This is a genomic window from Proteus sp. STS61-E (assembly GCF_040932335.1).
Lineage (GTDB): Bacteria > Pseudomonadota > Gammaproteobacteria > Enterobacterales > Enterobacteriaceae > Proteus > Proteus mirabilis_B.
Genome location: NZ_JBFQGE010000001.1, coordinates 656659 through 678292 on the forward strand (window position 1 = coordinate 656659; position 21634 = coordinate 678292).

General features: G+C 39.8%; 22 protein-coding genes. 16 read left to right on the top strand and 6 right to left on the bottom strand.

The window, feature by feature from the left end; all coding sequences use genetic code 11:
- The first annotated feature begins 17 nt into the window (after window positions 1-17).
- From ruvC to ruvB, 3 genes are all read left to right on the top strand, one after another.
- Window positions 18-539 (top strand): crossover junction endodeoxyribonuclease RuvC, encoded by a 522-nt coding sequence (ruvC, locus tag AB4J89_RS03085; RefSeq protein WP_006536599.1) that lies wholly within the window; start codon window positions 18-20, stop codon window positions 537-539.
- 103 nt (window positions 540-642) lie between these two features.
- Complete coding sequence (gene ruvA, locus AB4J89_RS03090) at window positions 643-1263, top strand: Holliday junction branch migration protein RuvA (protein WP_075671063.1); 621 nt, start codon at window positions 643-645, stop codon at window positions 1261-1263.
- A 12-nt stretch (window positions 1264-1275) separates the two neighbouring features.
- Entirely contained in the window at window positions 1276-2283 is a 1008-nt protein-coding gene (ruvB, locus tag AB4J89_RS03095) for a Holliday junction branch migration DNA helicase RuvB (RefSeq protein ID WP_102949499.1), read from the top strand.
- A gap of 93 nt (window positions 2284-2376) precedes the next feature.
- Here the strand turns inward: ruvB and znuB are convergent, their stop codons facing one another.
- On the bottom strand, window positions 2377-3162 hold the full coding sequence (gene znuB / locus AB4J89_RS03100) for a zinc ABC transporter permease subunit ZnuB (RefSeq protein ID WP_088495456.1): 786 nt from the start codon (window positions 3160-3162) through the stop codon (window positions 2377-2379).
- Window positions 3155-3880, bottom strand: coding sequence for a zinc ABC transporter ATP-binding protein ZnuC (gene znuC, locus AB4J89_RS03105; protein ID WP_088495457.1), 726 nt, complete (start codon window positions 3878-3880; stop codon window positions 3155-3157). The genes znuB and znuC overlap by 8 nt, the downstream gene beginning before the upstream one ends.
- A 74-nt stretch (window positions 3881-3954) precedes the next feature.
- Between znuC and znuA the strand changes: the two genes are divergently transcribed.
- From znuA to lpxM, 3 genes are all read left to right on the top strand, one after another.
- Entirely contained in the window at window positions 3955-4899 is a 945-nt protein-coding gene (gene znuA, locus AB4J89_RS03110; protein ID WP_088495458.1) for a zinc ABC transporter substrate-binding protein ZnuA, read from the top strand.
- Between the two features lie 12 nt (window positions 4900-4911).
- Window positions 4912-6237, top strand: a complete 1326-nt coding sequence (gene mepM / locus AB4J89_RS03115) for a murein DD-endopeptidase MepM (RefSeq protein WP_088495459.1) — start codon at window positions 4912-4914, stop codon at window positions 6235-6237.
- Window positions 6238-6342: 105 nt separating this feature from the next.
- Window positions 6343-7317: a lauroyl-Kdo(2)-lipid IV(A) myristoyltransferase gene (gene lpxM, locus AB4J89_RS03120; RefSeq protein WP_088496030.1), complete on the top strand. Its 975-nt coding sequence runs from the start codon at window positions 6343-6345 to the stop codon at window positions 7315-7317.
- A gap of 80 nt (window positions 7318-7397) precedes the next feature.
- Here the strand turns inward: lpxM and pyk are convergent, their stop codons facing one another.
- On the bottom strand, window positions 7398-8840 hold the full coding sequence (gene pyk, locus AB4J89_RS03125) for a pyruvate kinase (protein ID WP_088495460.1): 1443 nt from the start codon (window positions 8838-8840) through the stop codon (window positions 7398-7400).
- Window positions 8841-9071: 231 nt separating this feature from the next.
- Complete coding sequence (locus AB4J89_RS03130) at window positions 9072-9914, bottom strand: MurR/RpiR family transcriptional regulator (RefSeq protein WP_088495461.1); 843 nt, start codon at window positions 9912-9914, stop codon at window positions 9072-9074.
- 351 nt (window positions 9915-10265) lie between these two features.
- Between AB4J89_RS03130 and zwf the strand changes: the two genes are divergently transcribed.
- From zwf to mdtI, 5 genes are all read left to right on the top strand, one after another.
- Window positions 10266-11741, top strand: a complete 1476-nt coding sequence (gene zwf, locus AB4J89_RS03135; RefSeq protein ID WP_088495462.1) for a glucose-6-phosphate dehydrogenase — start codon at window positions 10266-10268, stop codon at window positions 11739-11741.
- A 99-nt stretch (window positions 11742-11840) separates the two neighbouring features.
- Window positions 11841-12098 carry a type II toxin-antitoxin system HicA family toxin gene (locus tag AB4J89_RS03140; protein ID WP_088495463.1) on the top strand — a complete coding sequence of 86 codons (258 nt, stop codon included), beginning with the start codon at window positions 11841-11843 and terminating at the stop codon, window positions 12096-12098.
- Entirely contained in the window at window positions 12092-12436 is a 345-nt protein-coding gene (locus AB4J89_RS03145; RefSeq protein ID WP_088495464.1) for a type II toxin-antitoxin system HicB family antitoxin, read from the top strand. The genes AB4J89_RS03140 and AB4J89_RS03145 overlap by 7 nt, the downstream gene beginning before the upstream one ends.
- Before the next feature lie 574 nt (window positions 12437-13010).
- Window positions 13011-13451: a multidrug/spermidine efflux SMR transporter subunit MdtJ gene (gene mdtJ / locus AB4J89_RS03150; RefSeq protein WP_075671146.1), complete on the top strand. Its 441-nt coding sequence runs from the start codon at window positions 13011-13013 to the stop codon at window positions 13449-13451.
- A gap of 2 nt (window positions 13452-13453) precedes the next feature.
- On the top strand, window positions 13454-13786 hold the full coding sequence (mdtI, locus tag AB4J89_RS03155; RefSeq protein ID WP_023582084.1) for a multidrug/spermidine efflux SMR transporter subunit MdtI: 333 nt from the start codon (window positions 13454-13456) through the stop codon (window positions 13784-13786).
- Between the two features lie 141 nt (window positions 13787-13927).
- Here the strand turns inward: mdtI and AB4J89_RS03160 are convergent, their stop codons facing one another.
- Window positions 13928-14272, bottom strand: coding sequence for a RidA family protein (locus tag AB4J89_RS03160; protein ID WP_088495465.1), 345 nt, complete (start codon window positions 14270-14272; stop codon window positions 13928-13930).
- 85 nt (window positions 14273-14357) lie between these two features.
- Between AB4J89_RS03160 and AB4J89_RS03165 the strand changes: the two genes are divergently transcribed.
- The 5 genes from AB4J89_RS03165 (at window position 14358) to rnd (ending at window position 20992) form a co-directional block, all read left to right on the top strand.
- Window positions 14358-16301 (top strand): ATP-dependent DNA helicase, encoded by a 1944-nt coding sequence (locus AB4J89_RS03165; RefSeq protein WP_368468028.1) that lies wholly within the window; start codon window positions 14358-14360, stop codon window positions 16299-16301.
- Between the two features lie 92 nt (window positions 16302-16393).
- Entirely contained in the window at window positions 16394-17095 is a 702-nt protein-coding gene (gene tsaB, locus AB4J89_RS03170) for a tRNA (adenosine(37)-N6)-threonylcarbamoyltransferase complex dimerization subunit type 1 TsaB (RefSeq protein ID WP_194950572.1), read from the top strand.
- Between the two features lie 92 nt (window positions 17096-17187).
- Window positions 17188-17784 carry a Slp family lipoprotein gene (locus AB4J89_RS03175; protein WP_088495468.1) on the top strand — a complete coding sequence of 199 codons (597 nt, stop codon included), beginning with the start codon at window positions 17188-17190 and terminating at the stop codon, window positions 17782-17784.
- 301 nt (window positions 17785-18085) lie between these two features.
- Window positions 18086-19774, top strand: a complete 1689-nt coding sequence (gene fadD / locus AB4J89_RS03180) for a long-chain-fatty-acid--CoA ligase FadD (RefSeq protein WP_088495469.1) — start codon at window positions 18086-18088, stop codon at window positions 19772-19774.
- A gap of 99 nt (window positions 19775-19873) precedes the next feature.
- Window positions 19874-20992 carry a ribonuclease D gene (rnd, locus tag AB4J89_RS03185; protein ID WP_088495470.1) on the top strand — a complete coding sequence of 373 codons (1119 nt, stop codon included), beginning with the start codon at window positions 19874-19876 and terminating at the stop codon, window positions 20990-20992.
- A gap of 372 nt (window positions 20993-21364) precedes the next feature.
- On the opposite strand, the gene minE is transcribed toward rnd, so the two are convergent.
- A complete protein-coding gene (minE, locus tag AB4J89_RS03190; RefSeq protein ID WP_023582089.1) occupies window positions 21365-21634 on the bottom strand; it encodes a cell division topological specificity factor MinE in 270 nt (89 codons plus the stop codon).

The window sequence follows — 21634 nt, forward strand, 5'->3', positions numbered from 1 at the left end:
CGGCAACAGGAATTGATATGGCTATCATTCTAGGTATAGACCCCGGTTCGCGTGTTACAGGCTACGGTGTAATTCGGCAGCAAGGGCGACAACTTATCTATTTGGGAAGCGGTTGTATTCGCACACAAGTTCCCGACCTTCCAAATCGACTTAAACGTATTTATGCTGGTGTTAGCGAAATTATTACTCAATTTTCGCCAGATGTGTTTGCCGTTGAGCAAGTGTTTATGGCAAAAAATGCTGACTCGGCACTCAAACTTGGGCAAGCGCGTGGTGTAGCAATACTTGCGGCAGTTAATAACGATTTACCTGTTTTTGAATATGCAGCTCGCCAAGTTAAACAGACCGTTGTGGGTACAGGTGCGGCTGAAAAAAGCCAAGTGCAACATATGGTGCGTTCAATATTAAAATTATCCGCGGCACCACAATCGGATGCAGCCGATGCATTAGCAATTGCGATTACACATTGTCACTTTAACCAAAATTTATTACGTGTAGGTGATCCGCGTCTGGTTTTAACGCGAGGTCGGTTAAGATAAGTTGTTATCTTGGCAAATGTCTTTGGTTTTTCACAAGCTGGATATACGTCCAGCTTTTTTTATGTTATAAACTTGACGTAATTATTTTTGCGGAGGCGTTAGGGTGATAGGTCGTATCAGAGGAATTATTCTTGAAAAACAGCCACCAGTGGTGCTGATCGAGGCAGGTAATGGTGTAGGTTATGAAATCAATATGCCAATGACCTGTTTTTATGAATTGCCTGATATTGGTCAAGAAGCCATTATCTACACGCAATTTATCGTGCGCGAAGATGCACAATTACTTTATGGTTTTAACCAAAAACAAGAGCGCGCACTCTTTCGTGAATTAATTAAAGTCAATGGTGTGGGGCCTAAACTCGCTTTAGCCATTTTATCTGGCATGTCTGCTCGCCAATTCGTGACTGCTATTGAAAATGAATCTATCACTTCATTAGTGAAATTACCGGGCGTAGGTAAGAAAACCGCTGAGCGTTTAGTGGTTGAAATGAAAGATCGCTTTAAAGGTCTTAATGGTGATTTATTCGAAAATAGTGATATCGAGCTACCAGAAAGCACTTCACCTAAAGCGCCAAAAGCGGCTGATATTGAAGCCGAAGCCTCTGCTGCATTAATCGCATTAGGCTATAAACCACAAGAAGCTGCAAAAATGATCAGCAAAGTGGCAAAACTGGGTACAGATAGCGAAACGCTTATTAAAGAAGCGTTGCGCGCGGCTATTTAGGAGTAACACATTGTGATTGAAGCAGATCGCCTGATTTCAGCAGAAATTCAACAACCTGAAGAAGAAATTATTGATAGGGCTATTCGCCCTAAATCTCTCGCCGAATATGTTGGGCAACCGCAAGTTCGAGAACAAATGGAGATTTTTATTCAGGCGGCTAAATTGCGTCATGATGCACTCGATCATTTGCTTATTTTTGGACCTCCCGGATTAGGTAAAACCACCTTAGCAAATATTATTGCTAATGAAATGGGTGTTAATTTACGCACGACATCAGGTCCTGTGCTTGAAAAAGCCGGTGATTTAGCGGCTATGCTAACTAACCTTGAACCTCATGACGTGCTGTTTATTGATGAAATCCATCGCCTTTCACCGGTTGTTGAAGAAATTCTTTATCCTGCAATGGAAGATTATCAACTCGATATCATGATTGGTGAAGGACCGGCGGCTCGCTCAATTAAAATTGATTTACCTCCATTTACCTTAGTGGGGGCAACCACACGAGCAGGCTCTTTAACGTCTCCATTGCGTGACCGTTTTGGTATTGTTCAACGTCTTGAGTTTTATAATGTTGACGATCTTCAGCACATTGTCTCTCGCAGTGCTAGTTTTATGGGATTAGAGATGACAGACGAAGGTGCTCGCCAAATTGCTATGCGTTCACGAGGTACTCCACGTATTACTAATCGACTATTGCGCCGTGTGAGAGACTTTGCCCAAGTAAAGGGCAATGGTGCTATTGATGAAGAAATTGCGTCTAAAGCACTTGATATGTTGAATGTGGATGCGGCAGGTTTTGACTATTTAGATCGTAAACTTCTTTTTGCCATCATTGATAAATTTATGGGTGGCCCAGTAGGATTAGATAACCTTGCAGCAGCTATTGGTGAAGAGCGTGAAACTATAGAAGATGTATTAGAACCTTATTTAATTCAGCAAGGTTTTATTCAACGCACACCAAGAGGTCGAGTTGCCACTAATCACGCCTATCGTCATTTTAATCGTATTGTAGAAGACTAAATTTACGTTTTGTCATTTATCATAAATAAAAAATAACCCTTGATGGAGTCATTCCATCAAGGGTTATTTTTGTATTAAATTTGGATTATTTGATTACTGTTTAGTAGGTGCAAATAAACTCAAGATAAATAGACAACTCGCGGCTAAAACAACAGAAGGGCCCGCAGGTGTGTCATAGAAAGCAGAGAAGGTTAAACCACCTGTAATTGCCAACATACCAACAGCGATTGCAATCAGAGCCATTTGTTCTGGAGAACGAGCGAAACGACGAGCGGTTGCTGCGGGAATGATCAGTAAAGAGGTAATGATCAGTGCACCTACAAATTTCATGGCTAAACCAATGGTTAGCGCGGTGATCATCATTAACTTTAAGCGTTCTCGTTGAATATTCACTCCATCAACAAACGCCATATCTTGATTAATTGTCATGGAAAGCAGAGGACGCCATGAGCGAATAATGACAAATAAAACAATCACAACACCAACAAAGATACTGATAACGTCTTGATAGTTTACAGACAGCAAATCACCAAACAGATAAGCCATTAAATCAACACGCACATTCGACATTAAACTGACGACCACAAGCCCTAAAGAAAGTGCACTGTGTGCCATGATCCCTAAAAGCGTATCGACAGAAAGTTGAGGTTTTAATTCTAACCAAACCAATAGAATAGCGAGAAGAAGGGTGACTGCAATAACAGCGTAAAAAGGTTCGATATTAAACAGTAAACCAAACGCAACACCAAGTAGTGAAGCATGCGCCAAGGTATCACCGAAATAAGACATACGACGCCAAACGACAAAAGAGCCCAAAGGGCCCGCCGCCATTGCTAAGAGCATACCGGCAATCCAACCCGGTAACAGCAACTCAATCATGACGACACTCCTTACTATGCTGGTGATGATGACGATAAATACCAAGTTGCTCAGCACCACGACTTCCAAACATGGCAATAAATTCGGGATGAGAAGAAACAACGTCAGGTGTGCCTGAACAGCAAATATGACCATTTAAGCAGAGGACTTCGTCTGTTTTTGCCATCACAAGATGAAGATCATGAGAAACCATTAAGATGGCACAACCTAATTCGTGACGAAGCTGATTAATCAAATCATAAAGTGCTAATTGACCATTAACATCAACACCTTGAGTGGGTTCGTCTAAAACTAAAAGTTGGGGCTGATTAAGCAACGCTCTTGCTAACAAGACACGTTGAGACTCACCACCAGAAAGTTTCTGCATAGGCTGATCGATTAATTTCGCCGCATTAACTCGTTCTAAAGCTGGGAGAATATCTTTATCATGAACACCTGGTTTTAGTGTCATAAACCGTTTAACGGTGAGTGGCATTGTGGGATCGAGATAAAGTTTTTGTGGCACATAGCCCACGCGTAGCGCATTTTGACGCTCAACTTTTCCTGAGGTTGGATTTAATAAACCAAGAACTAAACGGATAACCGTAGATTTACCCGCACCATTAGGGCCAAGTAAAGTAAGAATACGGCCTGCTTTTAGATCAAAAGAGATATCTTTTAAAATTTCTCTTTCACCAAAAGAAACACAAACCGATTTTAAACAAATCAAGTCAGACATAAAATTAGCACTTGCAGAATCATTGAAACGTTATAATATAACATTTCCAATGATGATTCACGAGAATTCTTCTTATGTTACATAAAAACAACAAATTTGCGCACCGTTTTTTATTGAAATCATTTTTAGCTACAGCGATGATAAGCTCATTCAGTGCTTCAGTGCAGGCTGATGTCGTCGTTTCCATTAGACCACTAGGATTTATTGCTGCTGCTATCGCTGATGGAGTAACACCAACAGAAGTTTTATTACCAGATGGGGCATCTCCACACGATTATGCGTTAAAACCCTCTGATTTGAAAAAAATCACTTCAGCAGACCTGATGGTATGGGTGGGGCCTGATATGGAAGTGTTTTTAGATAAGCCATTAAACAGACTTACTGACAATCATAAGTTGGCTTTAGCGGAAACTGACGAAATAAAGTCACTTTTATTGAAAGATGATGATGACAATGTGCATAAACATGAGGAAAATCACGAACATCATTCTCACGGTGATTATAATATGCACATCTGGTTATCGCCAGAGATTGCGTTGTCGTCTGCAAAACAGATCCACGAAAGGTTAATTACACTCTATCCAGATAAAAAAGAACTTCTGGACGTAAACCTAGGTAAATTCAGCGAACAACTCAAGCAAACTGATAAGAATCTTGTTAATATTCTGTCGCCTGTGAGAAATAAGGGTTATTTTGTCTTTCATGATGCTTATGGCTACTTCGAAAAACATTATAATTTAAAGCCGTTAGGTCATTTTACGATCAACCCTGAAATACAGCCGGGTGCGCAGAAATTACATCAAATACGAACACAGTTGGTTGAGCAAAAAGCAACTTGCATTTTTGCTGAGCCACAATTTAGGCCGACAGTAATAGAAACAGTGGCGAAAGGCACTGGGGTTAAAATGGGTGTATTAGACCCCCTAGGAAGTGGGATTGCTCTGACTCAAGAGAGCTATATAAAATTCCTTACCCAACTAGCTAACCAATATGCGAGCTGCCTGAATGAAACACAATAAGGAATTAAGAACGTGCAGCAGAAGAAATCCATTGCACAGGTATATTTAAGTTTACCACTCCCACATAAGATCATGCTTGGTTCGTTAACTGCAGCAACACTGGCCGTCGCAATTTGGCGACCAGTGGTTCTTCAAAATGAGCAAAGCCGAGACGTTCCTGTCAGCATCCAAATGCCTCTTGTCAATCAAGATGAAAATACAGATGACATTATCACTGACAGTAGTGATCAACTTACTGACGAAGGCTTAGTTGATGCTGATGATGGTTCCGATACAAGCACCGCAGTTGCACAAGTCCCTCATACTTATATTGTCTCTAGTGGTGATTCATTAAGTTCAATATTGACTCAGTTTGGCATTGATTCTGCTGATATCGCGACTATCTCCAATCAAAATAAAGATCTTAGAAACCTTAAAATCGGGCAACCTATTAGTTGGGAACTTGATGATAATGGGTTACTAAAAGAGTTAAGTTGGGGTGTTTCTCGCCGTGAAACTCGTGTTTATACCCGTACAGAAACGGGCTTTAAAGAGACAAAAGAGTTTCAAAAAGGTGAGTGGAAAAACAGTGTTACCACCGGTGTTATTCGTGGAAGTTTCTCTGTTAGTGCAACGAATGCAGGTTTAACTAATTCAGAAGCCCGTGCGGTGACTAAAGCATTGCAATGGCAAGTAGACTTTAAAAAACTACAAAGTGGCGATCAATTTGCAGCACTCTTTTCTCGCGAAGTGCTCGATGGCCGTACAGAACAAAGTGAACTTATTGGTGTGCGTTTACGCAGCGCAGGTAAAGACTACTATGCTTTCCTTGCTGAAGATGGTCGTTTTTATGATAGCCAAGCTGGTGGATTAGAACGTGGATTTATGCGATTCCCAACAGTGAAGCAGTTTAGAGTTTCCTCTCAATTTAACCCTCGTCGTATTAACCCTGTGACAGGTCGTTTAGCTGCTCATAAAGGTGTCGACTTTGCTATGCCAGTAGGTACACCAGTATTAGCAACAGGGGATGGCGAAGTTATTGTGGCGAAATACAGTGGTGCTGCAGGTAACTTTATCGCTATTCGTCATGGTAGCCAATATACGACACGTTATATGCACTTACGCCAGTTACTTGTAAAACCAGGGCAACGTGTTAAGCGTGGAGATAGAATTGCGTTATCAGGCAATACAGGGCGTTCTACGGGACCTCATTTGCACTATGAGCTGTGGATCAACCAACAAGCAGTCAATCCACTAACAGCGACCTTACCTCGTGCTGATGGTTTAACAGGTAAAGATAAACAAGAATATCTAGCTAAAGTAAAAGAGATTAAGCCGCAATTAGTGCTAGCCGATTGACAATAAACACGATTTTAAAGACATAAAAGCGGATGATTGATATCATCCGCTTTTGTTTTAATGTTTTTTACGCCTATTTGGGGTATCAGTTCAGAGAGTTATCTGATGAATAAAGAAAAAGATACAGATAGCAAAGCGGGTTATGTACCCACTTTTCACCGTGCATATTTGCATCCTCGTCATTGGGGAACATGGTTAGGTGCAGGTGTATTAAGTGCATTGGCTTATATGCCAGTAAAATGGCGTGATCCATTTCTTGCTTCTATTGGTCGTTTTGTTGGACGTAAAGCGAAAAGCGCAAGACGTCGTGCAGATATCAACTTGAGATACTGTTTTCCAACATGGAATAAAACGCAACGTGAAAATGTACTCGACAGTATGTTTGAAACTGCGCCTCAATCCTTTGTGATGTTAGCAGAGCTTTGCTTAAGAGGCCCTGAGCGTATATTAAAGCGCACATCTTGGCAGGGACTAGAAATCATTGAGCGTTTTAAAGAGCAAGGCCGTAATGTTATTTTTATGGTGCCTCATGGATGGGCAGTTGATATCCCTGCAATGCTGTTAGCATCAACAGGTCAGAAAATGGCAGCGATGTTCCATCATCAAAAAGATCCCGTTGCTGATTATTTATGGAATAAAGCACGTCATCATTTTGATGGTCGATTACATTCACGCGAAGCAGGTATTAAGCCATTTATTTCTTCTGTACGACAAGGTTACTGGGGCTATTATCTGCCAGATCAAGATCATGGTGCAGAGCATAGCCAATTTGTAGATTTTTTCGGGACTTATAAAGCGACATTACCCGCGATTGGGCGGTTAATGAAAGTGTGCCGAGCGGCTATTGTGCCTCTGTTTCCAGTGTATTGTCATAAAACGCATCAACTTAGTATTATTGTGCGTGAACCAATGGATGATATTGAAGATAAAGATGATGAGTATATTGCACGTAGAATGAATGAAGAGTTAGAAGCTCTAGTGACACCAACGCCAGAACAATATACGTGGATCTTAAAATTACTGAAAACACGTAAAGAGGGCGAAATAGAGCCTTACGCTCGTGAGAATATTCTGGACTAGTTCTTGTCCGAAAAATAAGTAAATAAAAAACGGGCACTTAATGAAGTGCCCGTTTTGCTATTAAGATTTTGGACTCTGTGTTATTCAACCGTCAGAATACGGCATGTATTGGTGCTACCCACAGTGCCCATTTGGTCACCTTGAGTGACTAACACTAAATCACCAGAAACTAAGAAACCTTTATCACGTAAACGGCCGATTGCTTCATTAGCAGCGGCAATACCATCAGTGTGAGTACTGCAATAAACGGGTGTTACACCACGATAAAGTGCGGTCTGATTTAATGTTTTCTCATGACGAGACATTGAGAAAATCGGTAAACCTGTACTGATGCGAGACATCATGCGTGCAGTACGACCTGATTCAGTCATCGCAATAATCGCATTAACGCCTTTCATATGGTTAGCTGCATACATTGTAGACATCGCAATGGCTTCTTCTACTGTATCAAACACCATATCTAAACGGTGCTTAGAAACATTGGCAGCTGGCATTTTTTCAGCGCCTAAGCAGACTTGTGCCATTGAAGCGACCGTTTCTGCTGGATATTGTCCTGCTGCGGTTTCTGCTGAAAGCATAACAGCATCAGTGCCATCTAATACGGCGTTAGCAACGTCCATGACTTCAGCACGAGTTGGCATTGGATTTGTTATCATTGATTCCATCATTTGAGTAGCAGTGATAACGACACGATTAAGCTGACGAGCACGACGAATTAATTTTTTCTGTACACCCACCAGCTCAGGATCACCAATTTCAACACCTAAATCGCCACGAGCAACCATCACCACATCAGAAGCAAGAATGATTTCATCAATGATTTCATCATTAGCAACCGCTTCAGCACGTTCTACTTTAGAAACGATTTGGCATTCACAGCCTGCATCACGGGCTAAACGGCGAGCAAGGTTAAGATCTTCACCTGTTCTTGGGAATGAAACGGCAAGGTAATCAACACCGATTTTTGCAGCAGTGATAATGTCTTGCTTATCTTTTTCTGTTAATGCATCAGCAGAGAGGCCTCCACCGAGCTTATTAATGCCTTTATTGTTAGATAAAGGACCACCGACAGTCACTTCAGTAAAGACTTTTAAACCATCAACTTTGAGGACTTTTAACTGAACTCGACCATCATCAAGAAGTAAAATATCGCCTGGAACCACGTCAGCAGGTAAGCCTTTATAATCGATACCCACTTGATTTTGGTTGCCTTCGCCTTTTTCAAGCGCTGCATCAAGTAAGAATTTATCACCGACATTCAGGAAAACTTTTCCGTCTTTAAAGGTAGATACACGGATTTTAGGACCTTGTAAATCCCCGAGGATAGCAACATGGCGACCTAATCTTGCAGCAATTTCACGCGTACGATTAGCGCGAGCAAGATGGTCTTCCGCAGAACCATGAGAGAAATTTAATCGAACAACATTTGCGCCAGCAATAATAATTTTTTCTAAGTTATTATCACGATCTGTTGCTGGGCCTAAGGTGGTAACAATTTTTGTTCTTCTGAGCCGTCTGGACATGTATTACTCCGTTGACCTTGAACGAAAGGTGTTGGCAATTGGATAAAACAGAAATCAGATAGTGCTTTACCCAATATGTTAAGTGAAACGCTTCAAGCTAATTGCAACATACACTACTGTTTTCATTATATGCGAGAGTTAGCTCGCAGATATGCTACCATTTTTCAAAAACTTATCTAGTCAGGGGCACAAATTGAAGTGTGACAATACTAACAGAATAATTAAAAACGGTTACTTATCAAACCGTGAATCACGTAAAGCTTCTTTGACGCGCTTCAAGTTATCTCTGAATTTTGGTCCTCGGCGTAAAATAAATCCTGTTGCGAGAACATCAATAATAGTGAGTTGAGCAAGGCGGGAGATCATCGGCATGTAGATATCAGTATCTTCAGGCACATCAAGCAATATAGGAAGGGTAGCTTCAGAGGCTAAAAGAGAGCCTGGAGTGGTAATGGCAATGACGGATGCATCGTTTTCACGCGCGATTTTTGCGATTTCCACTAAATTCTTAGTACGTCCTGTATGTGAAATAATAACCACCACATCACCATCAGTACTATTTATGCAACTCATACGTTGCATAACAACATCATCAAAATAAGTGACAGGAATATTAAAACGAGAAAACTTATTCATGGCATCGTGAGCAACGGCTGCTGATGCACCTAAACCAAAAAAAGAGATTTTTTTAGCTTGCGTCAAAATATCAACTGCACGATTGATAGCTGCGATATCAATATTATTTTTAACATTTTCAAGTCCCGCCATTGCGGATTCAAAAATTTTATTGGTATAAGAAGAGACGGTATCGGAATCATCAATATTACGATTTACATAAGGCGTACCGTTGGCAATGCTTTGTGCTAATTGTAATTTGAAATCAGGAAATCCTTTTGTTGCCATACGTCGGCAAAATCGATTAACAGTGGGTTCACTGACATCAGCCGTTTTAGCCATTAAGGCAATACTTGAATGGATAACGGTTTGTGGAGCAGTTAAAACAGCCTCTGCGACTTTTTTTTCTGATTTACTCAAGATGTCCAGATTAGACTGAACCCTTTCCAATATATTCATTAAATATACAGATCCTTGGCTTTGCCAATTTCAATAAAAGGAGAAATCTATAACGGTTTTATGAAAATATACTACGCAAAGAACAAGGCTTGCAGTGTAAACCATCGGTAAACAGGGCTTTTTTCGTTAAAGTATGACGTGTGTCTAACTTTCAAAGCTGAAAGCAAGATACAAAACTGTTGTAAAGTTACAAGAAAGGATAAAACACTAGGCATAAAATGAAGCATTATAATATGTGTGGTAAGTTAGGGACTAAAATGTGCAAGTGTATTTACTGAATACATCCAAAAGAGTACATTAATAAAAAATTCTGTAACAAAATTACAAAATCTCATCATGAGGAGACGTTCTATGGCAGCGATATCGACTGCTCAGGCCTGTGATCTGGTTATCTTCGGTACGAAAGGGGATCTAGCACGCCGTAAGCTCATTCCATCATTATATCAATTGGAAAAAGCAGGATATATTCACCCTGACTCTCGCATTATTGGTGTCGGTCGTGCTGATTGGGATGTTGAGGCATATAAAAATGTCGCTCATGAAGCGTTAAAAACCTTTTTAAAAGAAGAAATTAACCCTGAAATTTGGCAACGTTTAAGTGATCGCTTAGATTTTTGTAATCTTGATGTTAATGAAACCGACCATTTCATTGAGTTATCAAAGCATCTAAAACAAGATAAATTACCGGCTATCTATTACTTTGCTATGCCTCCAAGCACCTTTAGTGCGATGTGTCAGGGATTAGGTCATGCAAAATTAAACAAAGAGCCTAATCGTGTCGTAATGGAAAAACCATTAGGGACTGATTTAGCGTCTTCGGTTTCTATTAACGATAGTGTGGCGAAATACTTTAAAGAGACACAAATTTATCGTATTGACCACTATTTAGGTAAAGAAACCGTTTTAAACTTATTAGCATTGCGCTTTGCAAACTCACTATTTGTCAACAACTGGGACAATAAAACGATTGACCATGTCCAAATTACGGTTGCAGAAGAAGTGGGTATTGAAGGGCGTTGGGGATACTTTGATCAAGCCGGTCAAATGCGTGATATGGTGCAAAACCACCTATTACAAATCCTGACTATGATAGCGATGTCACCACCTGCTGATTTAACGGCTGACAGTATTCGCCAAGAAAAAGTGAAAGTCTTACGTTCATTACGCCGTATTGATAACACCAATATTCGCGAAAAAACGGTTCGTGGACAATATACTGGTGGCTTTGTACAAGGTAAAAAAGTACCTGGTTATCTTGACGAAGAAGGTGCTAATAAAACCAGTAATACAGAAACATTTGTGGCAATCCGCGCTGATATTGATAACTGGCGTTGGGCAGGTGTTCCGTTCTATCTAAGAACAGGTAAACGTCTACCAAGTAAATGTTCAGAAGTTGTGGTTTATTTTAAAAAGCCTGCGCTGAATATCTTCAGTGAGACTTATCAAGAGTTACCACAAAATAAGCTGACTATTCGTTTACAACCAGATGAAGGTATCGATATCGAAGTGCTAAATAAAGCGCCGGGACTCGATCATAAACACCGTTTACAAACAACCAAGTTGGACTTGAGTTTCTCTGAAACATTCAATCAAACGCATTTGGCGGATGCTTACGAGCGCTTATTGTTAGAAGCCATGCGCGGGATACAAGCGCTATTCGTGCGTCGTGACGAAGTGGAAGAAGCATGGAAATGGGTAGATTCAATCATTAACGCATGGGAATGCGATAATGAGTTGCCTAAGCCATATCAAGCGGGCACTTGGGGACCTGTGGCATCTGTTGCCATGATCACCCGCGATGGTCGTTCTTGGAATGAAATTGAATAACTGATTTTGATTATCCATTCTAAAAAGAAAACACCCAGCTCTGCTGGGTGTTTTTTAACCGTAAGTTGACATGGTATCAATCTATGGTATCGTGAACCAATGAACAAACGACACCTAAAGACATTGTCAGATGTGTTTGCTCGCCCTGTTAATGGTTCAATAAAATGGTCAGATATTGAGTCTTTATTTATCGCTCTTGGGGCAGAGGTTCACGAAAGAGAAGGATCTAGGATTGCTGTTTTGTTGAAAGGAGAAAAACGCATCTTTCACAGGCCACATCCAAGACCTACGACTGACAAAGGAGCGGTTAACTCCATTCGAAACTGGCTAGATAGCTTGGGGATTAAACCATGTTAAATAACACACTAAAAATTGATGGTCATATTGCTGTTATCAATTTTGATCCTGAAATAGATATGTTTCGAGGTGAATTTATTGGTTTAAATGGCGGTGCTGACTTTTACGCTTATAGCGTTGATGAGCTAAAAAAAGAGGGCTCAATTTCCTTAGCTGTTTTTCTTGATGAATGTAAAAAAGATGGGATAAGCCCGTATAAAAAATATAGTGGTAAAATTTCTGCTCGGCTGACACCAGAACATCATCATGCCTTAACAATAGTATCTCAGGCATCAGGATTATCACTCAACGAACTTTTAAATGAAGGTGTTGAGTTAGTATTAGAAAAACATGCTTAAGAATTAAACCATAATAGTTTTCTCTAATTAACACCCAGCTATGCTGGGTGTTTTTGTATCGAATAAATATCTTTAAGCATAATTACAGCAATTTAGATGAATAAAACTACTGAAGGATCGTAAAACCACTGATTAACTATGCAATCTGATTTTATCTAGAAACTAAAACTTAAATAAAACCAATCAATTAACAAAAAAATTTTGCTGAAAGACGTTGCTTTAAATAATTTGGCATGATAGAAATATCATGTAACATTTAACCATCTTATATGAGGGTTCGGAGTATATCGTGCGGATGGTCTGTGCGATGAAAGAATAAATAATCATGACTAGCGCCAAAAGCGTCAAAGTTAAACGTTCTACCTATAAGTTATTCCTTTCTGCTATTTTATCCAGCGAACACTACTGGTGTGGCGCATTATAGAAACCTCTCATCTTAATTCCTGAGTTATCAGGAAACGACGTTGCCTTAACGTTCGGCTATTATTGCCGCCAGAAAGACTATCTACATATTCTCTATCTTCTGCGCAAGAAACGTTTTGGCGTATTTCGAATGTGTATGAGAGATGAAAAAATGATTTATTGGATATTTTTAGCATTAGCTATTGTTTGTGAAGTTATCGGTACTTTATCTATGAAGTACGCCAGTGTGAGCGGTGGTTACACCGGTATGATTGTGATGTGGTTAATGATTGCCACTTCCTATATCTTTTTAGCCATAGCCGTAAAAAAAGTGGCATTAGGTGTAGCGTATGCACTGTGGGAAGGTATTGGAATTGTCATTATTACGACATTCAGCGTTCTGTGGTTTGGTGAATCACTCTCACCATTAAAATTAGGCGGCCTAGCAATGTTAATTGCGGGGATCACGCTTATCAAATCAGGTACTAAAAAATCGGCTGTTGCTAAGAAAACAACAGAATCGGTAAAAAGTATTGCTGGTAAAGCCAAGCACGTTGCCAGTGCTGTAAAAGGAGCGAATAAGCCAATTCCTGCCAATATCAAGGAGGCTTAATTATGTTAGCTCAATTTGAATGGTGGCACGGTGCATTTTTAATACTTGCCGTAGTGCTCGAAATTGTCGCGAATATATTCTTAAAAATGTCTAACGGCTTTAGCCGAATGGGATTAGGAATATTATCACTGTTTTGTGTGTTAGGTGCTTTTAGTGCGCTTGCGATGGCAGTCAAAGGGATAGAGCTTTCGGTAGCTTATGCACTTTGGGGAGCATTCGGAATTATTGCAACTATCGCCGCCGGTTGGATTTTATTTAATCAACGACTCAACTATAAAGGATGGGGTGGAATTATATTATTACTAGTTGGTATGGTAATGATTAAATTTGCCTAAATCTAATTAACTTAATGAGCGAGATATTGATAAAACAAAAAATCTAATTATCACAGCAAAATAAGTGACATTAAAAAAGCTGAGTTCTTATGAATTCAGCTTTTTTCATATAAGCGCAAGCAGACAATAAATAATATCTATTTACATTGCCGCAATAATTTTGATTTCGACTTTATATTCAGGGTGCATTAATTGTGCTTGTACAGTACAACGTACAGGTGCGCTACCTTTGGCAACCCATGCATCCCATGCTTTATTCATACCTTCAAAATCGGCTTTATCAGCTAAAAAGATTGTTACATCAAGAATTTTAGTTTTATCAGAACCTACACGTTGTAACAAAACATCAATTGCCGCTAATGTATCTGCTGTTTGTTCAATAATATCGCCTGATAAATTCTCTGGCACCGCAGTGTAATAAATAGTGTCGTTATGAATAACGGCTTCAGACCAGCGATCTTCAGGGTCGATACGTTTAATTGTCATTATGAGTTCTCCTTTGTATTAACGGCATAGGTGGTACTTTTGGTTATCCACTGGCATAATTTACGTCTTATTTTATAAAAAGAGTATGCCTGTGTCAGACGATTTTGCAGAAAACGGGATTTTAACCCGAACTATTCCAGGATTTCATCCCCGTGAAGCTCAACGACAAATGGCGAAATCAATAACGGAAACTATTGATAAGCAAGGTGTACTTATCGCTGAGGCGGGTACGGGTACCGGAAAAACGTATGCCTATCTTGTACCGGCTTTGCGTTCGGGTAAAAAAACTATTATCTCAACAGGCTCTAAAGCCTTGCAAGATCAATTATATAGTCGAGATTTACCTACAATCATTGAAGCGATTAATTATGATGGTAATACAGCCTTATTAAAAGGGCGCTCTAACTATCTTTGTTTAGAACGACTTGATCAGCAAATGCTCAGTGGTGGTGATCTGGAAGCTGAAGTTTTGTCTGATGTTATGTATGTACGCCAATGGTCAACACAAACAGAAGATGGTGATGTTAGCCGTTGTCATAGTGTTGCTGAAGATAGCCGAGTTTGGCCTTTAGTCACCAGCACTAACGATAACTGCTTGGGAAGTGATTGCCCTCGTTATAAAGAATGCTATGTTCTAAGCGCACGTAAAAAAGCAATGGATGCGGATATTGTGGTGGTTAATCATCATTTATTTATGGCGGATACTGTTGTTAAAGATACCGGTTTTGGTGAGCTAATTCCGGAAGCTGAAATTATGATCTTTGATGAAGCCCATCAAATTCCAGATATTGCGAGCCACTATTTTGGACAACAACTTACCAGTAGACAGCTATTTGATCTCGCCAGAGATATGACGGTTGCTTATCGCACAGAAGTAAGAGATCAAGTTCAGTTACAAAAAAGTGCTGATAGATTAACGCAAATGGTGATGGATTTTCGCCTAGTGTTAGGTGAAACAGGCTATCGAGGAAACTTACGTGAGTTATTGCAAGGTGGCGAAACAAAACGTTTTCTTACGTTACTGGATGATGCCTTAGAATTGAGTTATGACGTAATGAAACTCTCGTTAGGGCGAAGCCAATTACTTGATAGTGCTTTTGAACGTGCCACTGTTTACCGCAATCGCTTAAAACGCCTGATTGACACCACAATTCCGGGTTATAGTTACTGGTTTGAAAGTTATGGTCGCCATTTCTTATTAGCTATCACACCACTGTCTGTTGCAGATAAATTTCGCGAATTAATCAAATCGCATAAAAGCAGTTGGGTATTTACCTCAGCAACACTTTCTGTAAATGAGCAGATGTCTTATTACACAGATAGATTAGGCTTAGAAAATGCGACAACACTGATTTTAAACAGCCCATTTGATTATCAACATCAAACATTACTCTGTGTACCGCGTTATTTACCACCATTAAATCAGCCTTATACAGCGAAACGTTTAGCCGCTATGCTAACGCCCGTTATTTTAAAGAACCAAGGCCGCTGTTTTTTCCTCTGTACCTCACATGCCATGATGCGTGGACTTGCTGAAGAGTTTAAAGCCAGTTTGCCATTACCTGTATTGATGCAAGGTGAAATGAGCAAGACGCAATTACTGCAAAAGTTTGTTTCATCAGGAAATGCGCTTTTAGTTGCGACCCAAAGTTTTTGGGAAGGCGTTGACGTGCGTGGCGATACGTTGTCTTGCGTGATTATTGATAAATTACCCTTTACAGCACCTGATGATCCTTTATTAAGAGCACGTATTGAAGATTGTGAATTGCGAGGCGGAGATGCTTTTAGAGACGTCCAAATTCCTGATGCTGTTATTAGTTTAAAGCAAGGTGTTGGGCGATTAATTCGTGATGTACACGATTATGGTGCAATTATAGTTTGTGATGATAGGTTAGTTTCTCGTGCTTATGGCGAAGTTTTTTTAAGCAGTTTGCCTCCGTCACCTCGCACGCGTTCACTCGAAAAAACAATGAATTTTTTGAGCCAACGCGCACAGCAGAAAGAAATACAAGAAATATCGGATTCATAATAGCGATCGCACAGAATGTGTGTTTATTCTGTTGAACACTATTATGATATTATTCTTCCTCTTTTAATTATCGAATTTGCCGGAGTTATGGCGTGTCACTGCGAATTTTAGCAATTGATACTGCAACAGAATCTTGTTCAGTTGCAGTTTGGAATGAAGGCGTTGTTGCTTCACGTTTTGAAATCTCACCTCGTGAACATACACAAAAGATTTTACCTATGGTGAAAAGCGCCTTAGAAGAAGCAAACATCACATTGCAATCATTGGATGTTCTTGCTTTTGGACGAGGTCCCGGAAGTTTTACAGGTGTTCGCATCGGTGTAGGTGTTGCACAAGGTATCGCGTTAGGTGCAGAGTTGCCAATGATTGGTATTTCATCACTTGCCACAATGGCTGAAGGTGTCTTTAGAACAACGGGTATTAAACAAGTTCTTGTAGCAATAGATGCGCGTATGGGTGAAATTTATTGCGCTCAATATCAGCGTAATGATGCAGGTGTTTGGATGGGCGAAGACACTGAAGCGGTGATGAAACCTGAGCAATTTATTGAAGCATTACAGTCAACAACAGGAACATGGGCAATTGCAGGTACAGGCTGGCAAGCATATCCTGATTTAAAAGAGGCACTGCCTTTCACTGTTGTTGAAACTGAGATCACGCTTCCCGCTGCACAAGATATGTTACCTCTTGCTGTAACTGCTTGGCATGAAGGTAAAGCCACGAAAGTTGAAGATGCTGAGCCAGTTTATTTACGTAATGAAGTGACGTGGAAAAAATTGCCTGGTCGTGAATAGATTTAGAAGTATCTATTAGAAGCCGAAGAGTGAAGCTAAGCTATAATATTATTATAGAGTAACGTTAATATTGACTTGCAATGAGGTGGTTTATGAACAGACAATTAAACTACCGTTTGGTAAGCAAAGCGCTATTTCTATCTAGTGCTTTGTTTCTAGCGGGATGCGTCTCTATACCTGAATCAATAAAAGGTACATCAGCAACACCAGTGACTAATTTAAATGGCGTTTTTGCTGCACCTGAACTTTATCTTGGTCAAGAAGGGCGCTTTGGTGGACGTGTGATTGATGTTAAAAATCTTCAATCATCAACACAGCTAGAAATTGCCGTTATGCCTCTTTCTCAATACGATGCTGCACCAGAATTGAAACAGCCTTCTGTTGGGCGTCTCTATGCTAATGTTATGCATTTCTTAGATCCCACTGATTATAAAAATCAATATGTAACTGTTGTTGGTACTATCAAAGGTGTTGAAACTGGCAAAGTTGGTGAGGCGAGTTATCCATTTTTACGTATTGATGTAACAGGTATGAAACGCTGGACACTGACACAGCAAGTCATTATGCCCGCACCTGTTATGACATGGGGATATTATGGCGATGGCCCATATTGGGGTTATCACCATGGATATGGCGGTTACGGTGGATATCCATATGGAACTGGTCAGGTCGTGCCCGTTTTAGAATAAAAAGTGGGTATTAGATCGCATGACGATATAATATTTTATCTCCATTTGTATGAAACGGTGTATAATCAATATCTATAATATATTAGGTAACTATCTAATAGAGTTATTAAAGTTGAATAAAAATAAAAGAGAGGGCGGTTTTGACCGCCTTCTTTTTTGTTAATCTAAAAATAAAATATTTAGTGACACACTTCGCATCTTCACAACAGAAAATTGTTTGTGCTGGTAGGATGAGTTAATACTTTGTTAAAAATGAAACACAATATTAACCCAAGAAGTGCGATTAATCAGGAGTACTACTTTGGAAAAAGTCTGGCTTAAACGTTATCCGGCAGATGTTCCGGCTGAAATTGACCCGGACCGTTTCGCATCCCTTGCTGAGATGCTTGAAAACGCTGTCGCAAATTACGCAGATCAACCCGCCTTTATCAATATGGGCGAGGTCATGACTTATCGCAAACTTGAAGAGCGTAGCCGTGCTTTTGCAGCATATCTGCAAAATGGCTTAGGATTGAAAAAAGGTGATCGTGTTGCCTTAATGATGCCTAATTTACTGCAATATCCTATCGCGCTTTTCGGTATTCTTCGTGCAGGCATGGTTGTCGTAAACGTAAACCCACTTTACACACCAAGAGAACTTGAACATCAGTTAAATGACAGTGGTGCAAGTGCCATTGTAATAGTCTCCAACTTTGCGCATACACTCGAAAAAATCGTGTTTAATACCAATATTAAACACGTTATTTTGACCCGAATGGGTGATCAACTCTCTCGTCCTAAAGCAACATTAGTCGATTTTGTTGTTAAATATATCAAACGATTAGTACCTAAATATAACTTGCCTGATGCAATTTCATTTCGTCGAGCAATGCATTTTGGCTATCGTATGCAATATATTAAACCTGAAATTACAGGTAAAGATTTAGCCTTTTTGCAATACACGGGTGGCACAACAGGAATTGCTAAAGGCGCAATGTTAACGCATCGCAATATGTTGGCAAACCTTGAGCAAGCGAAAGCGGCTTATGTACCTGCACTAAATGTAGGTAAAGAGCTGGTGGTCACTGCATTACCGCTGTATCACGTTTTTGCTTTAACCGTTAACTGTCTACTCTTTATTGAAATTGGTGGTAAAAACTTACTTATCACTAACCCTCGCGATGTGAAAGGAACAATTAAAGAGTTAGGACGTTACCCTGTCACGGCAATCACAGGTGTAAATACTTTATTTAATGCTTGGTTGCAAAATCCAGAATTTCGTCAGCTCGACTTCTCGAAACTGAATCTCTCTGTTGGCGGCGGTATGCCTGTTCAAAGTAGTGTTGCTAAAGAGTGGGAAGAGTTAACTGGTAAACATCTGTTAGAAGGTTATGGTTTGACGGAATGTTCTCCTTTAGTCACCGGTAACCCTTATAATCTGAAAAAATACAGTGGCAGTATTGGATTGCCTGTACCTTCAACGGACGTTAAGTTTATTGATGATGAAGGTAACGAAGTTGACCGTACGGTAGGCGGTGAAATGTGGGTTCGTGGCCCTCAAGTCATGAAGGGCTATTGGAATCGCCCTGATGCAACTGATGAAGTCCTACACGATGGTTGGGTTGCAACAGGTGATATTGCCACAATGGATGACGAAGGCTTTATTCGTATCATTGACCGTAAAAAAGATATGATCTTAGTTTCTGGTTTTAATGTATACCCTAATGAAGTTGAAGAAGTCGTTACGGCACATCCTAAGGTTTTGGAGTCGGCTGCAATTGGCGTACCCAGCAAAAACTCTGGTGAAACCGTTAAAGTTTTCATTGTGAAAAAAGATCCATCATTAACGGAAGATGAGATAAAAACACACTGTCGTCGTTACCTAACAGGCTATAAAGTACCTAAAATTATTGAGTTTCGTGATGAATTACCAAAATCAAATGTTGGTAAAATTTTACGCAGAGAGTTAAGAAATGAAGAAAAAGAGTTGAAAACCTCAACTGAATCTTGATACAACACTCAATAACCTTTTTCAATTTCGCCGGTTTATACCGGCGTTTTTGTGATTACATAAAAAAGTCATTAGACATAAAAACAAGAGAAACCTGTTTTGAATTATCAATTGATTACGACAGACACTGCACTGAATACCGCCTGTAAAGCCGCTTCAGAGGCTTCACAAATTGCTTTAGATACAGAGTTTGTCCGCATACGTACCTATTACCCTCATCTTGGTTTGATCCAGATGTATGACGGTAAACAGATCTCTCTTATTGATCCGTTAGCAATTAAGGATTGGGCTCCTTTCGTTGAGCTATTAATAAACCCGGGCATTATGAAGTTTCTCCATGCTGGAAGTGAAGATCTCGAAGTTTTCTCTCACCAGTTTGGTTGTGTTCCAACACCAATGATTGACACTCAGGTGGTGGCTGCATTTTTAGGGCATCCTATCTCTTGTGGTTTTGCGACATTAGTTGAGAAATATGAAAATGTTGCACTAGATAAAAGTGAGTCCCGAACAGACTGGCTAGCGCGTCCTTTAACTGAAAAACAGTGCCAATATGCCAGTGGTGATGTTTTCTATTTGCTACCTTTAGCTAAAAAATTAATTAAAGAAGCAGAAGAAGCCGGCTATATGGATGCAATCGCAGATGAATGCAAAATGATTGCAGAACGTCGACAAGAAACGGTTGTACCAGAGCTAGCCTATCGTGATATTAGCAATGCATGGCAATTAAAAGGCCAACAGTTAGCATGCTTACAAATGCTTGCTCAGTGGCGCTTAAATCAAGCCAAAGCTCGAGATATGGCATTAAACTTCGTTGTAAGAGAAGAACACCTATGGTCTGTTGCTCGTTATCTTCCATCGTCATTAGCAGAACTCGATGCATTGTCGCTTTCAGGTCAAGAAATTCGTTGTCATGGCCGTCGATTATTAGATTTTGTTGTTAAAGCTAAAGAAGTTAAAGATGAAGATTGCCCAGAGCCTATTGGTAATTTAATTGAACAACCAAACTACAAAAAAGCATTTAAAGCGATTAAAGCGATTATTCAAGAAATTAGTGAAGATAAGCGCTACAACCCTGAATTATTAGCTTCAAGAAGACAGATTAATCAGTTATTAAGTATTCACTGGAAAATAAAAGAAGGGCAACCTGAATTAATTTCGCGCTGGCGTAAAGCATTGTTAGAAGAGAAAGTGACAGAAATTCTGGCGCAATATCCATAGTCTTGTTAATTGTCTATTTTCCAACCTCTAACATCCAAAATAAAATGGGAACGTTAGTTTAATAAATAGACAAAATAAAGAATAACAAATAGGAGTCTCTTTTGAGGCTCTTATTTTTTGCACACAAAAAACACCTAAAGAAGGTGAAGGCAGAAATAGGCTAAATAGATTATTGGTAAATATAAATGTTATGACGAAATAACGGGTCTCCTGTGACTTATCACCAATGATTAAAATAGCAACGAGATATAGCGCTATTTGCGCATTCAGGTGTATTCAATATGTATATAATTAAACACAGAGCCAATCAAATTAATTATAGTTCATGGCTGGCTCTGTGAATAATGACTTAGATAAAGCGTAAAATATGATTTACTTTGTAGGCTCTTCACTCTCAGGTAAAGTCACATTTAGCTCTAAAACAGAGATATCATCGCCTTTTTGTTCAAATTGAACAGAAAGCATCTCTGGATCAATCTGTACATATTTACAGATGACACCTAATAAATCTCTTTTCATATCAGGTAAATAAGCTGGCTCGCTATCACCACGGCGACGTTCTGCTACGATAATTTGCAGACGCTCCTTGGCAATATTAGCTGTCGACTTTTTACGCGACAGGAAAAAATCTAGTAAAGCCAT

Excerpts from the sequence above, each read along its gene's own strand:
- ruvC (WP_006536599.1), top strand. The coding sequence starts at position 18 with ATGGCTATCATTCTAGGTATAGACCCCGGTTCGCGTGTTACAGGCTAC.
- znuB (WP_088495456.1), bottom strand. The coding sequence starts at position 3,162 with ATGATTGAGTTGCTGTTACCGGGTTGGATTGCCGGTATGCTCTTAGCA.
- znuC (WP_088495457.1), bottom strand. The coding sequence starts at position 3,880 with ATGTCTGACTTGATTTGTTTAAAATCGGTTTGTGTTTCTTTTGGTGAA.
- znuA (WP_088495458.1), top strand. The coding sequence starts at position 3,955 with ATGTTACATAAAAACAACAAATTTGCGCACCGTTTTTTATTGAAATCA.
- lpxM (WP_088496030.1), top strand. The coding sequence starts at position 6,343 with ATGAATAAAGAAAAAGATACAGATAGCAAAGCGGGTTATGTACCCACT.
- pyk (WP_088495460.1), bottom strand. The coding sequence starts at position 8,840 with ATGTCCAGACGGCTCAGAAGAACAAAAATTGTTACCACCTTAGGCCCA.
- AB4J89_RS03130 (WP_088495461.1), bottom strand. The coding sequence starts at position 9,914 with ATGAATATATTGGAAAGGGTTCAGTCTAATCTGGACATCTTGAGTAAA.
- zwf (WP_088495462.1), top strand. The coding sequence starts at position 10,266 with ATGGCAGCGATATCGACTGCTCAGGCCTGTGATCTGGTTATCTTCGGT.
- AB4J89_RS03140 (WP_088495463.1), top strand. The coding sequence starts at position 11,841 with ATGAACAAACGACACCTAAAGACATTGTCAGATGTGTTTGCTCGCCCT.
- AB4J89_RS03145 (WP_088495464.1), top strand. The coding sequence starts at position 12,092 with ATGTTAAATAACACACTAAAAATTGATGGTCATATTGCTGTTATCAAT.
- mdtJ (WP_075671146.1), top strand. The coding sequence starts at position 13,011 with ATGATTTATTGGATATTTTTAGCATTAGCTATTGTTTGTGAAGTTATC.
- mdtI (WP_023582084.1), top strand. The coding sequence starts at position 13,454 with ATGTTAGCTCAATTTGAATGGTGGCACGGTGCATTTTTAATACTTGCC.
- AB4J89_RS03160 (WP_088495465.1), bottom strand. The coding sequence starts at position 14,272 with ATGACAATTAAACGTATCGACCCTGAAGATCGCTGGTCTGAAGCCGTT.
- AB4J89_RS03165 (WP_368468028.1), top strand. The coding sequence starts at position 14,358 with ATGCCTGTGTCAGACGATTTTGCAGAAAACGGGATTTTAACCCGAACT.
- AB4J89_RS03175 (WP_088495468.1), top strand. The coding sequence starts at position 17,188 with ATGAACAGACAATTAAACTACCGTTTGGTAAGCAAAGCGCTATTTCTA.
- minE (WP_023582089.1), bottom strand. The coding sequence starts at position 21,634 with ATGGCTTTACTAGATTTTTTCCTGTCGCGTAAAAAGTCGACAGCTAAT.